Annotated in this window: 8 protein-coding genes and 2 rRNA genes (1 of these 10 running past the window's edge); 6 read left to right on the forward strand and 4 right to left on the reverse strand. The window is 59.8% G+C overall.

The features are described 5' to 3' along the window. Positions 1-176 precede the first annotated feature (176 nt). On the reverse strand, positions 177-4988 hold the full coding sequence (locus NH8B_RS15090) for an NAD-glutamate dehydrogenase (protein WP_014088056.1): 4812 nt from the start codon (positions 4986-4988) through the stop codon (positions 177-179). Between the two features lie 536 nt (positions 4989-5524). Between NH8B_RS15090 and NH8B_RS15095 the strand changes: the two genes are divergently transcribed. The 6 genes from NH8B_RS15095 (at position 5525) to NH8B_RS15120 (ending at position 10637) form a co-directional block, all read left to right on the forward strand. Beyond that, positions 5525-6289: an ABC transporter substrate-binding protein gene (locus NH8B_RS15095; protein ID WP_041703021.1), complete on the forward strand. Its 765-nt coding sequence runs from the start codon at positions 5525-5527 to the stop codon at positions 6287-6289. 77 nt (positions 6290-6366) lie between these two features. Continuing rightward, positions 6367-7131 (forward strand): ABC transporter substrate-binding protein, encoded by a 765-nt coding sequence (locus NH8B_RS15100; RefSeq protein ID WP_014088058.1) that lies wholly within the window; start codon positions 6367-6369, stop codon positions 7129-7131. Positions 7132-7185: 54 nt separating this feature from the next. Continuing rightward, a complete protein-coding gene (locus NH8B_RS15105) occupies positions 7186-7875 on the forward strand; it encodes an ABC transporter permease (RefSeq protein WP_014088059.1) in 690 nt (229 codons plus the stop codon). Next, complete coding sequence (locus tag NH8B_RS15110; RefSeq protein ID WP_008955731.1) at positions 7872-8603, forward strand: ABC transporter permease; 732 nt, start codon at positions 7872-7874, stop codon at positions 8601-8603. Before NH8B_RS15105 ends, NH8B_RS15110 begins: the two co-directional genes overlap by 4 nt. Before the next feature lie 142 nt (positions 8604-8745). After that, positions 8746-9561, forward strand: coding sequence for an ABC transporter ATP-binding protein (locus NH8B_RS15115; RefSeq protein ID WP_014088060.1), 816 nt, complete (start codon positions 8746-8748; stop codon positions 9559-9561). Positions 9562-9653: 92 nt separating this feature from the next. Continuing rightward, positions 9654-10637, forward strand: coding sequence for a GlxA family transcriptional regulator (locus tag NH8B_RS15120; protein ID WP_014088061.1), 984 nt, complete (start codon positions 9654-9656; stop codon positions 10635-10637). On the opposite strand, the gene NH8B_RS15125 is transcribed toward NH8B_RS15120, so the two are convergent. The 3 genes from NH8B_RS15125 to NH8B_RS15135 form a co-directional block, all read right to left on the reverse strand. Continuing rightward, positions 10627-12870, reverse strand: coding sequence for an ATP-binding protein (locus NH8B_RS15125; protein WP_232503479.1), 2244 nt, complete (start codon positions 12868-12870; stop codon positions 10627-10629). The genes NH8B_RS15120 and NH8B_RS15125 overlap by 11 nt on opposite strands. Positions 12871-13121: 251 nt before the next feature. After that, a 5S ribosomal RNA gene (gene rrf / locus NH8B_RS15130) occupies positions 13122-13235 on the reverse strand. A gap of 116 nt (positions 13236-13351) precedes the next feature. Then, positions 13352-16095: ribosomal RNA gene (locus tag NH8B_RS15135) — 23S ribosomal RNA — on the reverse strand; it runs 147 nt beyond the window's last position.

The raw sequence follows: 16095 nt of genomic DNA on the forward strand, positions 1-16095 counted from the left end.
TGAACAAACCCAACTATTTTATAGTTTTAGTTTTAAATAAATGGCAAATATCGATCAATAAATTTAATAAAGTGCGAAACGTCTATTTTTTTAAGCACATTAGACGGTGAGGATATTAAACGGCCGCCATAAAAAAACCGGCCTTGCGGCCGGTCTGAAGGGAGAATGGAAACGGGTCAAGCCAACAGGTGGTTGTTCAGCTCGCGCATGCCGGCCGACAACATCGCCAGGTCCAGCGCCTGGAAGGCCTGCAATTCGGCAAACATCTGGTGGCAGGTCTCGACATCGTGGTGACGCTTTTCCAGCCAGGCGCTGGCCAGGTCTTCCGACTCCTTGCACTCCTGGATCGCCAGCTTGGCCACCTTGCGGTGCAGGCGATACAGGTCATCGCGCAACGCCGAACGCGCCAGCGACTGCCAACGATTGTCGCGCGGCAGACGGGTGATCGCCTCGCGCATCCAGTCCAGCTGCAGCACCTTGCCCAGGCGGTAGTAATTGCTGGCCAGCACACCCTGGGTCAGCTCCTCGCCTTCGCCGATTTCGATGATGTCCATCAGCGGCACGGCAAACTCCAGACGCGCCAGCACGCGCGCCAGGCTAACCGGCAGGTTCGGGATATCCAGACGAGCTTCCATCGCCGCCACGGTCGGGTAGTCGGTGGCGCTGATCAGCTCCGGCAGCGCCGCAAGCAGAGCCTGCACCTTGGCACCATACTGATCAATCACGGCGTTGACCGAGCTGAACGGACGCTTGTTGCGCAGCACCCAGCGCGTCACGCGCTCGATCAGGGTACGCACGATCACCATCAGTTCCATCTGCTGGTCGGCCGGAATCTGGTTGTCCAGCGCCTCGACTTGGCCCCACAGCTGTTCGGCGTTGAACACGCGGCTGGCGATCCACCAGGCACGGGCGATGTCGGCCGCGGAGAACGGCGACTCTTCCTGCAGGCGGAACACGAAGGTCGTGCCCATGCGGTTGATGATCTGGTTGGCCATCTGGTTGGAGATGATCTCGCGCTTCAGATGGTGTTTCTCCATCTGGCCGCGGAACCGTTCCTGCAGCGGTTTCGGGAAGTAGTTCACCAGCACCGGCAGGAAATCGACGTCGTCCGGCACGTCGGTCGCCAGGATCGCCTGGTCCAGCGAAATCTTGCTGTAGGCCAGCAGCACCGCCACTTCCGGCGCGGTCAGACCCTGACGCGCCAGACGGCGGTCGTTGATCTGGGCTTCGGACGGCAGGTACTCGATCTCGCGGTTCAGTTCGCCGGTCTTCTCCATGTGGGCGATCATGCGGGCATGGGTCGACAGGATCGAGGCCGCTTCCTGCTGCTTGATCGCCAGCACCTGGGTCTGCAGGTAGTTGTTGCGCAGCACCAGATGCCCCACTTCCTCGGTCATCTCGGCCAGCAGTTCATTGCGCTGCTTGAGCGTCATGTCCCCAGCCTGCATCACCGCGCCCAACAGGATCTTGATGTTGACCTCGTGGTCGGAGCAGTCCACCCCCGCCGAGTTGTCGATGGCGTCGGTGCAGATGCGGCCACCGGAGAGCGCGAATTCGACGCGACCCAGCTGGGTGCACGTCAGGTTGCCGCCCTCGGCCACCACTCTCACGCGCAGCTCGCGGCCGTCGACGCGCACTGGGTCGCAGGCGCGGTCACGCGCATCGGCGTGGCTCTGGGTCGACGCCTTGACATAGGTACCGATACCGCCGTTGTACAGCATGTCGGCGCGTGCCTTGAGGATCTCGTGGATCAGCTCGTTCGGCGCCATGCTGTCCTTGTCGGTTTCCAGCCAGGCTTTGACTTCCGGCGACAGCGGGATGGACTTGGCCGAACGCTCGAAGATGCCGCCACCCTGCGAGATCAGCTCGCGGTTGTAGTCGGTCCAACTCGAACGCGGCAGGTTGAACAGGCGCGCACGTTCCGCGAAGCTGACCGCCGCATTCGGGGTCGGGTCGAGGAAGATGTGCATGTGGTTGAACGCGGCGATCAGCTGGATGTGCTCGGACAGCAGCATGCCGTTGCCGAACACGTCGCCGGCCATGTCGCCGATACCGATCACGGTGAAATCCTGCTCCTGGGTGTTGACGCCCAGATGGCGGAAGTGGCGCTTCACCGATTCCCAGGCTCCACGTGCGGTAATGCCCATACCCTTGTGGTCATAGCCGGCCGAGCCGCCCGAGGCGAAGGCATCGCCGAGCCAAAAGCCATACTGTTCCGAAATGCCGTTGGCGATGTCGGAGAAGGTCGCGGTGCCCTTGTCGGCGGCCACCACCAGATACGGATCGTCCGGATCCAGACGGCGCACCTCCTTCGGCGGCACGATCTGGCCGGTGACCAGATTGTCGGTGACGTCGAGCAGCGCCGAGATGAAGGTCTTGTAGCAGGCGATGCCTTCGGCCATGAAGGCTTCGCGGTCGCTCGCCGGCGGCAGCTGCTTGCAGACGAAACCGCCCTTGGAGCCCATCGGCACGATCACCGAGTTCTTCACCATCTGCGCCTTGACCAGGCCCAGCACTTCGGTGCGGAAGTCTTCCATGCGGTCGGACCAGCGCAGGCCGCCGCGCGCTACCTTCGAGCCGCGCAGATGCACGCCTTCGACACGCGGGCTGTACACCCAGATCTCGAACATCGGGCGCGGCTGCGGCAGGAACGGGATGGCATTCGACTCCAGCTTGAACGACATGTACGACTTGAACTGGCCGTCCTCGGCCTTCTGCCAGAAGTTGGTACGGCGCACCGCCAGGATCACCGACAGGAAGCCGTTGAGGATGCGGTCCTCGTCGAGGTTGGCCACCTTGTCGAGCAGGTTCTTGAGCTCGGCCTGCAGTGTTTCAGCCTGGGCGTCGTCGGCGTTGACCGGGTCCAGACGGGCCTGGAACAGGCTCACCAGGTGACGGGTGATGGCCGGGTAGTTGGCCACGCACTGCTCGATATAGGCCTGGCTGAAGGTCAGGCCGCCCTGACGCAGGTACTTGGCCAGGGCGCGCACCAGCGAGATTTCGCGCCAGTCGAGGCCGGCCACCAGCGCCAGGCGGTTGAAGCCGTCGTTTTCGCAACGCTTGGCGAAGACTTGCGACAGCAGTTCCTGGAAGTCGTGCTGCACGTCATCCGTCGCCATCTGCTCGTAGGCGCCACCGACGTCGAGACCGAAATCGCTGATCCATACCTCGGCACCGTCGGACCTCTGTACGCGGTAGGGGTGCTCGTCGCGGACGCGCACGCCCATGTTCTCGAGGATCGGCAGGCTGGCGGACAGGCCGAGCGGCTCGCCGGCGCTGAACAGTTTCAGGTTGAAGGCATTGGTGCCGCGATGCAGCGGTCGATACAGCTTCATGCCGAGACGTTTTTCGTTACCCAGCGATTGCATCAGCTGGATGTCGAGCACGGCATTGCGGGCGGCGAACTCTTCGCGGTAAGCGACCGGGAAGGCGCCCTTGTAGCGGTGGAACAGGCTATTGCCCTGCTCTTCACCGTACGCTTCGACCAGCAGCTGGTGCAGCTCTTCCTGCCAGCCGCGCACCACGCGGGCAATTTCCGCCTCGATGTCCGACTCGTGGAATGCCGGCAGGCCAGCGGCATGGGTGCGGATGGTGTAATGCACCAGCGCCAGCGTGCCGTCGCCGATCTGCACGCTGAACTCGGCCGCGGTGCCGTTGAAGGCGTTCAGCAACACCTTCTCGATTTTCAGGCGCACTTCGGTATTGAAGCTGTCGCGCGGCACGTACACCAGGCAGCTGACGTAGCGATGGTAGCGGTCGGTGCGCACGAACAGTCGCACGCGCGGGCGCTCCTGCAGGTTGACGATGCCTTCGATGATCGGGGCCAGCGTCTCGGCGGGAATTTCGAACAGCTCGTCGCGCGGGTAGTTTTCCAGCACGAAGCCCAGGGTCTTGGCCTTGTAGCTGTTGTCGACGTAGTCGCAGTAGTTGACCACGTACTCGGCCTTGCGGCGCACGATCGGGATGTTCTTCAGCGAGACCTGGTAGGCGTGGGCGGTATACAGGCCGAGGAAGCGGCGCTCGCCGATCACTTCGCCCTTGCTGTTGAAGCGCTTGATGCCGACGAAGTCGATGTAGGCCGGGCGGTGGATGATCGAACGGGTCTGCGACTTGTTCAGAATGATCAGTTGCGGCAGGTGAGCCAACTCACGCAGTTCCTGCGGCAGTTGTTCGAAGCTGGCGGAATACTCCTTGTCGCCCTGCTCCTTCAGGATGCCAAGACCGCTTTCCTTGATGATCTTCAGGCTGTCCTTGCCATCGCGCTTGACGAGGTCGTAATCGCAGTAGCCCATCAGCAGGAAATGGTTGTTGCCCATCCAGTGCAGGAAGTCGATCGCCTCGCGGGCTTCGTCGGCGTGGGAACCCTTCACCTTGGCCAGATCGTCAGCGATCTCGGAGAGCGCCGCGCGCATCTTCGGCTCGTCGTTGACCACCAGGCGGATATCGGAAATGACGCGGTTCAGATCGTTTTCCAGACGCTTGAGCGTGGCGGCGTCGGACACGCGGTCGATCTCGACGTGAATCCACGATTCCAGCGGCAGATCGCGGCCCTGAGTGCGCTTGAGCTCCACCAGCTGCCCCTTGGCATCGCGTGCCACCGCCACCACCGGGTGGATCAGGAGGTGCAGGTTGAGGTTGTAGCGCGACAGCAGCATCGCCAGCGAGTCGATCAGGAACGGCATGTCGTCGCCGACCACTTCGATCACGGTATGCGTGCTCTGCCAACCGTCACGCTCGAAATCCGGGTTGTAGATGCGCGCCTTGTGGGCGCCGGGTTTGCGCTGCTGCGCGAAATCGTAATGGGCGATCGCCGCACCGAACAAATCCAGCGACGAATACCGGCGCAGGTCGTCGTACTCTGCTTCTTCGAAATAGACCGGAAAGAAAGGAGCCAGTTTTTGTTGCTCATCACTGGACAGCTTGCTGTCAGCCTCCGCCTGAATGTCGTCAATCAGGCTGGCGTGTTCTGTCATGTTGCTGAGGGACATTGGTTTTCTCTGTGTTGTTTGCGCAGGGGTAAGGGCTCTGCTGAGCAGGGATTGTAGAGAGGTCGATCAGCACAAGATTTCTATAAAGCGACACGCTCTTACATCTTCCTTGGTTGCACAGCAGCATTCGTGTATGGGCGGGGGTGAGAGATTGCTTTTTCCACCACTCATAGGCTTATAGCAATGCGACAGCCAATTATAAAAAGACTTTTGTGGAATTTTCTTGCGAGCGCGGTTTTGAAAATACATAACAAGCTGTTTTTGTTGATGTTTTTCAGTAATCAAAAAACCCGGTAGAATGCGCGGCTTCATTTTCTCCACCCCGCCCCGCCAAGGCGAGTGGATTGTTCGACCACAAATGTTCGTGCCACCATGGGCTCATACAAGGGCCGGGGCATCACCGGCCGACGAGAAAACCGGCGGGTAGCCGGCCATACCCCGGCCTGGTTCACCACTTCGGCACGACATTATGCGGGACCGCGCCAGAAGACCGTTCTGGCACCCGGTTCACGTTCTGAGAAATAGAGAGGCATTCGATGAAAAAGGTTTTGATGGCTGTGGCGCTGGCCGCCCCGCTGTTCGCGTCCGCTGCCCAGGCAGAGACCATCCGTTTTGGCGTTGACCTGAACTACCCCCCATTCTCCAAGCAGGGCGCGGACGGCAAACCGCAAGGCTTCGATATCGACATGGCCCATGCGCTGTGCTCGGCGCTGAAGGCTACCTGCGAGATCGTGCCGCAGGACTGGGACGGCCTGATTCCGGCGCTGAACACCAACAAGTTCGACGCCATCCTGTCTTCGATGCAGATCACCGACGAGCGCAAGAAGGCCGTCGACTTCACCAACAAGTACTACAACATCCCGAGCCGCATCATTGCCAAGGTGGGCACCAAAGTCGACCAGAACAGCTTCAAGGGCAAGAAGATCGGTGCACTGCGCGCCTCGACCCAGGAGAAGTTCGCCAAGGACTATTGGGGCAAGACGGGCGCCAAGATCGTCGCCTACACCAAATCCCCGGAGTCGTTCCTCGACCTGACCAGCGGCCGACTTGACGCCGTGTTCGTCGACGGCGCGGTGGGCGACCAGGAGTTCCTGAAAACCCCGCGCGGCAAGGGCTTCGCCTTTGTCGGCCCGGAATATGCCGATACCAAGTATTTCGGCCTGGGCGCCGGCATCGCCGTGAAGAAGGGTAACAACGCGCTGCGTGAACGTCTGAACGCGGCCATCGAGCAGATCCGCAAGGATGGTTCCTACAAGAAGGTGCAGGACAAGTACTTCGCCTTCGACGTGTACGGCCACTGAGCTTCGGCCAACCCCGAACGGCCCGTGCCGAGGCATGGGCCCGATTCGAGCCACCTACCCTTTCCGCTGGAGACTCCATGAAACAGCCCTTGCTGACGCTGGGCGCACTGCTGTGCGCGCTGACCGCCGCTAGCCACGCCGAAACGCTGCGTTTCGCCACCGATGCCAGCTACCCGCCGTTCTCCCAACAAGGTCCGGACGGCAAGATGGCCGGCTTCGATCCGGACATCGCCCGCGCCCTGTGCGCGGCGATGAAAGTGACCTGTGACGTCGTGCCGCAGGACTTCGACGGCATCATCCCGGCGCTCAACGCCAAGAAGTTCGACGTCATCATCGCCTCGATGAACATCACCGACGAGCGCAAGAAGGCGGTCAACTTCTCCGATAAGTACTACAACATGCCGAGCCGCCTGGTGGCCAAGGCAGGCACCACGGTCAACGATGCCTGGTTCAAGGGGAAGAAAATCGGCGTGCTGCGCTCCTCGATCCAGGAAAAATACGCCCGCGACCACTGGGTCAAGCTGGGCGCCAAGCTGGTGCCGTACGGCAAGGCGCCGGAATCCTTCCTCGACCTGAAGGCCGGCCGCGTCGACGCCAGCTTCATCGATGCCGCCGTGGGCGACACCGATTTCCTGAAGACGCCGAACGGCAAGGGCTTCGCCTTCGCCGGCCCGGCCTACAACGAAACCAAATACTTCGGCGAGGGTGCCGGCATCGCCGTGCGCAAGACCGACGCCGCCCTGCTCGATCGCATCAACAAGGCGTTGAAGCAGATCCGCGCCGACGGCAGCTACGACAAGATCCAGAAGAAGTACTTCTCCTTCGACATCTACGGCAACTGATAGGAATGGCCGTGCCGGCACCCCATGCCGGCGCGGCCACTCCAGGAGAACAGCATGTTTTTGCAGGGTTATTTTCCCAGCATTCTGGAAGGCGCGGCACTGACGCTGGAAGTCGCGGCGGCTTCGCTGGTGGTGTCGGTGGTCCTCGGACTGATCGGCGCCATGTTCAAGATGGCGCATTCCCGCGCCCTGGTCTGGTCGGCCGAACTCTATTCCACCGTGGTGCGCGGCGTGCCCGACCTGGTCTGGATGTTCCTGTTGTTTTTCGGCGGCCAGATGCTGATCAACGATGTCGCCGAACGCTTCGGCCTGGGTGCCCCGGAGATCAACCCGATGATCGCCGGTGTGCTCACCATCGGCTTCATCTTCGGCGCCTACATGACCGAAACCTTCCGCGGCGCCATCATGTCGGTGCCCAAGGGGCAGATGGAAGCCGGCGCAGCCTATGGCATGTCGCCGCTGCGGGTGTTCTTTCGCATCACCGCGCCGCAGATGGTGCGCTTCGCCCTGCCGAGCTTCTCCAACAACTGGCTGGTGCTGGTCAAATCCACCGCGCTGGTCTCGGTGATCGGCCTCAACGACATGATGTACAAGGCGGACACCGCCAAATCCATCACCCAGGAACCCTTTACCGTCTACATGGTGGTAGCGGCGATCTACCTGCTGATCACCACGGTGTCGATTGTGGCCCTGAACGCGATGAACAAACGCTATTCGACGGGTGTACGGGAGAGTGAGCTGTGATTGACGCCAACCTGATGATCGAGAATTTTCCGTCCTTTCTGGGTGGCGGCAGCGGAGAAGCCGTGCTGTCCACCAGCGACGGCCTGATCCTGACGCTGGAACTCCTGTTCTACTCGCTGCTGGGCGGCCTGGCCCTGTCGATTCCGCTGGGATTGATGCGTGTCTCCAGGAACCGACTGGTGTCCGGCGCGGTCTGGCTGTACACCTACGTGTTCCGCGGCACGCCGATGCTGGTGCAGCTGTTCATCATCTACTACGGGCTGTCGCAGTTCGAGGCGGTGCGAGAGAGCTGGGCCTGGACCTACCTGCAGGAAGCCTATTTCTGCGCTCTACTGGCCTTCACGCTGAACACGGCGGCCTATACCACCGAGATCATCGCCGGCCAGATCCGCAACACGCACTGGGGCGAGATCGAAGCGGCCAAGGCCATGGGCATGAGCAAGTGGCTGATGATGCGCCGCATCGTCATCCCGGCCGCACTGCGACGCGCGCTGCCGGCCTACAGCAACGAAGTGGTGATGATGCTGCAAGGCACCTCGATCGCCGGCCTGGTCACGCTGGCCGACGTCACCGGTGTCGCCCGCCGCATCTACAGCGACACCTACATGCCGTTCGAACCGTTCCTGATGGCGGGCCTGATCTACCTGGCCTTCACCTTCCTGTTCGTCTGGCTGTTCAAGTTGGCCGAAAAACGCTGGCTGGCCTACCTGGCACCGCGCAAGCACTGAGCCGGACAGCCAGCGACAAGCAGGATGAATCCGATTATCGCGTGAGGCGAGACGTTACCCGCCCACGTAGTGCCACCGGCCATGACCCCACCGTGGCCGGTGCGCAACCCACGACGCATTCAAGACAGGGATTTGCTGAGCGATGAAACCGATCGAACACCCCAACGCCACCTCCACCGGCCTCGACAGCCAAGTCAAGCTGCACGTTGCCGACATCCACAAAAGCTACGGCAGCCACGAAGTGCTCAAGGGCGTGTCGCTGACCGCCCACGCCGGCGACGTCATCAGCATCATCGGCTCGTCGGGCTCGGGCAAGAGCACCTTCCTGCGCTGCATCAACCTGCTGGAACAACCCAACAGCGGCAAGATCTTCGCTGCCGGCGAAGAACTGCAGCTGGTTCCGGACAGCCGCCACGGCGCCCTCAAGGCCGGCGACGCCAAGCAGCTGGCGCGACTGCGCACCAAGCTCGCCATGGTGTTCCAGCATTTCAACCTGTGGGCGCACATGACGGTGCTGGAGAACATCATCGAGGCTCCGGTGCACGTGCTTGGCGTGCCCAAGGACGAAGCCATCGCCCGCGCCCGCAAGTATCTGGAAAAAGTCGGCCTGAAAAACGTCGAAGACAAGTACCCGTCGCACATGTCCGGCGGTCAGCAGCAGCGCGTCGCCATCGCCCGCGCCCTGGCGATGGAACCGGAAGTCATGCTGTTCGACGAGCCGACCTCGGCGCTCGACCCGGAACTGGTCGGCGAAGTGCTGCGCGTGATGCAGGACCTGGCGCGCGAAGGCCGCACCATGGTGGTCGTGACGCACGAGATGGGCTTCGCGCGCGAGGTCTCCAACCACGTCATCTTCCTGCACCAGGGCCGCATCGAGGAGCAGGGTAATCCGAAGGAAGTGCTGATCAAGCCGAAGAGCGAGCGGCTGGCACAATTCCTCTCGGGCAGCCTGAAATAATCATACAATTACGGCATTAATCATTCGTCTGCCAAGTCCCCGACTTGGCAGAGTCTTTTCCTCGCAAGTTCGCTTTCCGGTCAACTATGGCTATGCAGACGCAAGTCGCCAAACCGCTTCGCTACGGCATCCTGCTGTTGCCCCACGCCGCTATGGCCGATCTGGCCCTGATTACCGAAGTGCTGTCGCGCGCCAACCAGTTGGCCGAAAAAAAGCTCTACGAATTCCTGTTGCTTTCCCCCGGCGGCGACGCCATGACCCTGACCAACGGCATCAAGGCCCCGGTCGACCTGCCGCTCAGCTACGCGCCCAAACTGGACGGGCTGTTCGTCATTGCCGATGAAATCGCCGGGGACGTCGACGTCGACGAACTGAGCAAGACAATCCATGCCCAGGCCACGGAAAAGCTGCAACTCATCGGGATCGGCTGCGGCAGTTACTGGCTGGCCCGCGCCGGCCTGTTGAACGGCTACCGCAGCACCATCCATTGGCAAGAAATCAACCGCTTCACCGAGGAATTTCCGGAAGTCATCGTCTCGTCCAATCTGTACGAGATCGACCGTAACCGCATGAGCTGTGCAGGAGGAGCCTCGACGCTGGACTTCATGATGGTGCTGGTCGGGCAGCAGCAAGGGCACGACTTCGCTGCCCAGCTCTCCGAACTGTTCAGCATGGAGCGCATCCGCCCCGGTAACGAACGGCAGCGCATTCCGCTCGCCACCCGTATCGGCGCCAGCCAGCCCAAGCTGACCGAAGCCGTCAGCCTGATGGAAGCGAATATCGAAGAACCGCTGACGACCGACGACATCGCCTATTATGTCGGCATCTCGCGGCGGCAACTGGAACGCCTGTTCAAGCAGCACCTCTCCGCGGTGCCGTCGAAATACTACCTTGAGCTGCGTCTGAAGCGCGCGCGGCAATTACTGCAGCAAACCTCCAAATCCATCGTTCAGATCGGGCTGGCGTGCGGCTTCTCCAGCGGCCCCCACTTCTCCAGTAGCTATCGCAATCACTTCGGCATCACCCCGCGCGAAGAACGCTCCTCGCGCAACACCGGCAAGAACGCTAGCGAGTAGCCGCCACCGACGACACCGCCGCCTCTGACAACGATAGCGGCGGGGCAAAGGGCAGCCGCAGCCGGAAACACGCCCCGCTGCCGGGAATGTTTTCCGCCTCGATCGAACCACCATACTGCTCGACGATGGTCTGGCAAATCGACAGCCCCAGTCCCATCCCTCCTTCGCGGGTCGAGTAGAAGGGATGGAACAGCACCGCCTGCACGTCGGGCGAAATACCCCGCCCGCTGTCGCGCACCTCCAGAATGGCATTGGAAAGCGCCACGTGGCTATGGATCACCAGTTGCCGCGCCCCTTCCCGCTCCCCCTTCATCGCCTCGATGGCGTTAGAGAGCAGGTTCATCAACACCTGCTCGATCTGGATGCTGTCCGCCATCACCGTCACCGGATTGGCCGACAGCATCTGCACCACCTGCACGCCATTGCTGCGCAGGTCATGCTCGGCGAGGAACAGGCTGTTTCCCACCAGCAGATTCAGATCGACCTGGCGTACATCCATGCTGCGCTTGCTGACGAAAGCGCGCAGCCGCTTGATGATTTCGCCGGAGCGCTCGGCCTGGCGGATGGCGGCCTTCAAGGCATCGGTCACCTGCGCCGGGGCCTCCTCGACATCCTCCAGCATCGCCAACGATGCCGCACAATAGTTGCTGATGGCCGCCAGCGGCTGGTTCAGTTCATGAGCGATCCCCGAGGCCATCTCCCCCATCGTGTGCAAGCGCGCAACGTGCGACAGCTTCTCAAGATGGTCCCGCACCCGACTCTCGCTCGCCTCCAGCACCGCCTGCGCCCGGCGCCGGATCGGCCCCATGTCGCGGATCGCACAAACGGCGCCGTTCATTTCCCCGGTGCGGGAAAACAGCGGGGCCACCGCCCCTTCGACCAGGCGGGTCTCACCGTAAAATGTCGACAACAACAATTCGTCGGGAAACTCCACCACCTGCTGGTAGAGAAAACTTTGGCCAATCGGGTCGACCAGGGAAACGTCGGCCAGCCCCTGCTGCAGCCGCAATACTTCCCGGTAATCCCGCCCCAGCAGCTGCTCCGGCAACAAGCCCAACAGCTCCTGCGCCATCGGATTGACCCACTCCACCTTGCGATCGTGACTCAGCGTGATCACACCGTCACGGATGGCATTCAATGCCACCTCCACCCGCTCACGCTGGCTGAACAGCGCCTCATCGGCAGCCGAACGGGCGCGGTGCAAGTGCAGACGCTGTTGATACACCTGCCACAGCGCCAACAACAACAGGGTCACCAGCAACTCCTGGAACACCAGTACACTAAGTCGCAGCTCGGCCCAGGTCACGTTGCGCGACAGACTCAAGACGAACGGCTGCGCATCGCTGGGCAAGTCCATTTTGGATTCGAAACGCTGGAACAACGGCCATTGCGACACTTTGCTCGGGCGGAGTGAGCGCTCATAGAGCAAGAGCGACCCATGCACTCCCGGCAACTCACGCTGGTACAACGCAATATTCAGCGACTGCGACTCCAGGCGCAGCGGAGCCAGCAATTGCTCGAAGTGGACCTGCACCGCCACGACCCCCTCAACCAGGGGAGAATCGGGACGCAACGGAATCACCCCTGGCCCACCATTGCGGTAGACACCCTTCATCAGCAGATATGCCCGCTCGTCCCCAGCCAGTTCGAACGGCATCGAGACCACAATTTCGCCTGTCGCGATGGCCTGCCTCAGTTCGCGAGCCAGCCTAGGCTCATGCAGGATGTCGTAGCCGTAGAGCCGTCGCGACGCCTGAGTAACCGGCTCCACCATCGTGGCCGGGTAGTAGACATCGCGGAGAGGTGCAGCCCTCCACGAACGACGCCGATTAAGGTCGAAATCGGTAATAGACGCAGGCTCGCCAATCTCGCGTGATATTTGGTCGAGATACCGATCACGCTCCGTCGGCACGACTTTTTGATAGAAAAGAATGGTATAGAGCTTGGGGTAATTCGCCAGTATTTCTCGTGAAAAAGCGCTCAAGGCGGCGATATCGGATGTGTCACGCGACGCCACCATGGCATGAGCTGCCTGGAGCACGGCCTCGTTCTGATCCAGCTTACGCGCAATCTGCACGTAAGCCGCACGACCATCCTTCTCAAACCCCTCCTCCAGGCGGCTTCTCTCCATCTGAAGCCAGAGCAAGGCCGTCAGGAAACAAAGGAGGAGCCAAGCCAGAAGTGGCAAGGCCGATTTTCTGAGCTTGCCGGAGAGACCAAGAGACGATTTCAAGCGCGACCATTCCATTCAGTCTGACAAATTCAGCAAGCCTGCGGCATACGGGTTCTCCCCAGGGCACAGGCCGATCGAATTATCGGGAAGATTAAGAATGTACAACTAAAAGCGGCATCTGTGCCATCCCCAGCCACAAACACCCGTAATGCATCAGCCAGAGGAGCCATGGCGGCATGGCGGCATGGCGGCATGGCGGCGCGATAAAAACACAAAGCCCAGCTCGGATGAGCTGGGCTTTCATGAGGGGAGTCTGGCGGTGTCCTACTTTCACACGGCAAGGCCGCACTATCATCGGCGCTAAGGCGTTTCACGGTCCTGTTCGGGATGGGAAGGGGTGGGACCACCTCGCTAAGGCCGCCAGACATAAACTGTCAACAAACGGGAAGAAGCCTGGAAGCCTCTCAGCTTCCATTTCGAATTGGGTAATCGATCGTACGTCGCACTCTATTCACCGCGTGGCCCAAGCCACTCAAATGATAGGATCAAGCCTCACGAGCAATTAGTATCGGTTAGCTTCACGCCTCACAGCGCTTCCACACCCGACCTATCAACGTCCTGGTCTCGAACGACTCTTCAGGAGGGTCAAGCCCTCAGGGAAGTCTCATCTTCAGGCGAGTTTCCCGCTTAGATGCTTTCAGCGGTTATCTCTTCCGAACTTAGCTACCCGGCAATGCCACTGGCGTGACAACCGGTACACCAGAGGTTCGTCCACTCCGGTCCTCTCGTACTAGGAGCAGCCCCCGTCAAACTTCCAACGCCCACTGCAGATAGGGACCAAACTGTCTCACGACGTTTTGAACCCAGCTCACGTACCACTTTAAATGGCGAACAGCCATACCCTTGGGACCGGCTACAGCCCCAGGATGTGATGAGCCGACATCGAGGTGCCAAACTCCGCCGTCGATGTGAACTCTTGGGCGGAATCAGCCTGTTATCCCCGGAGTACCTTTTATCCGTTGAGCGATGGCCCTTCCATTCAGAACCACCGGATCACTATGTCCTGCTTTCGCACCTGCTCGACTTGTCGGTCTCGCAGTTAAGCCACCTTATGCCATTGCACTATCAGCACGATTTCCGACCGTACCTAGGTGACCTTCGAACTCCTCCGTTACACTTTGGGAGGAGACCGCCCCAGTCAAACTGCCTACCATGCACTGTCCCCGATCCGGATCACGGACCAAGGTTAGAACCTCAAACACACCAGGGTGGTATTTCAAGGACGGCTCCACTGAAACTAGCGTCTCAGCTTCATAGCCTCCCACCTATCCTACACAAGTCTGTTCAAAGTCCAATGCAAAGCTACAGTAAAGGTTCACGGGGTCTTTCCGTCTAGCAGCGGGGAGATTGCATCTTCACAAACATTTCAACTTCGCTGAGTCTCAGGAGGAGACAGTGTGGCCATCGTTACGCCATTCGTGCGGGTCGGAACTTACCCGACAAGGAATTTCGCTACCTTAGGACCGTTATAGTTACGGCCGCCGTTTACCGGGGCTTCGATCAAGAGCTTGCACCCCATCACTTAACCTTCCGGCACCGGGCAGGCGTCACACCGTATACGTCCACTTTCGTGTTGGCACAGTGCTGTGTTTTTGATAAACAGTCGCAGCCACCGATTCTCTGCGACCTCTCGAGGCTTCAGACGCGAGGTCCTACACCTTAAGAGGCATACCTTCTCCCGAAGTTACGGTATCAATTTGCCGAGTTCCTTCTCCTGAGTTCTCTCAAGCGCCTTAGAATTTTCATCCTGCCCACCTGTGTCGGTTTGCGGTACGGTTCTCGTATAGCTGAAGCTTAGTGGCTTTTCCTGGAAGCGTGGTATCAGTCACTTCGGTTCCGTAGAACCTCGTTATCACGTCTCGGTGTTAACAAAGGAGCGGATTTGCCTACTCCTTCCACCTACCGGCTTGAACCAGGGCATCCAACACCTGGCTGACCTAACCTTCTCCGTCCCCACATCGCACTATACGAAAGTACGGGAATATTGACCCGTTTCCCATCGACTACGCTTTTCAGCCTCGCCTTAGGGGCCGACTCACCCTACGCCGATGAACGTTGCGTAGGAAACCTTGGGCTTTCGGCGAGCGGGCTTTTCACCCGCTTTATCGCTACTCATGTCAGCATTCGCACTTCTGATATCTCCAGCATGCCTTACGACACACCTTCACAGACCTACAGAACGCTCCCCTACCATCTGCACTTGCGTGCAAATCCGCGGCTTCGGTTATCAGTTTGAGCCCCGTTACATCTTCCGCGCAGGACGACTCGACCAGTGAGCTATTACGCTTTCTTTAAATGATGGCTGCTTCTAAGCCAACATCCTGGCTGTCTAGGCCTTCCCACTTCGTTTACCACTTAACTGATCATTTGGGACCTTAGCCGGCGGTCTGGGTTGTTTCCCTCTTGACGATGGACGTTAGCACCCACCGTCTGTCTCCCATGCTCGCACTTTCCGGTATTCAGAGTTTGCCATGGTTTGGTAAATCGCAATGACCCCCTAGCCATAACAGTGCTTTACCCCCGGAAGTGATACATGAGGCACTACCTAAATAGTTTTCGGGGAGAACCAGCTATCTCCGAGTTTGTTTAGCCTTTCACCCCTATCCACAGCTCATCCCCTAGTTTTGCAACACTAGTGGGTTCGGACCTCCAGTGCGTGTTACCGCACCTTCATCCTGGCCATGGATAGATCACTCGGTTTCGGGTCTACGCCCAGCAACTAAAGCGCCCTATTCGGACTCGGTTTCCCTACGCCTCCCCTATTCGGTTAAGCTCGCTACTGAACGTAAGTCGCTGACCCATTATACAAAAGGTACGCAGTCACCCCTTGCGAGGCTCCCACTGTTTGTATGCATCCGGTTTCAGGTTCTATTTCACTCCCCTCCCGGGGTTCTTTTCGCCTTTCCCTCACGGTACTGGTTCACTATCGGTCGATCACGAGTATTTAGCCTTGGAGGATGGTCCCCCCATCTTCAGACAGGATTTCGCGTGTCCCGCCCTACTTCTCGTACGCCTAGTCCTTGGAATGCGTTTTCGTGTACGGGGCTATCACCCACTATGGCGGCCATTTCCAGGGCCTTCCACTAACACAATCCATAACACGTACAGGCTGTTCCGCGTTCGCTCGCCACTACTGACGGAATCTCGGTTGATTTCTATTCCTGCGGGTACTTAGATGTTTCAGTTCTCCGCGTTCGCTCTACCTTGCCTATGTGTTCAGCAAGG

Source organism: Pseudogulbenkiania sp. NH8B, from assembly GCF_000283535.1.
Classification (GTDB): Bacteria; Pseudomonadota; Gammaproteobacteria; order Burkholderiales; family Chromobacteriaceae; genus Pseudogulbenkiania; species Pseudogulbenkiania ferrooxidans.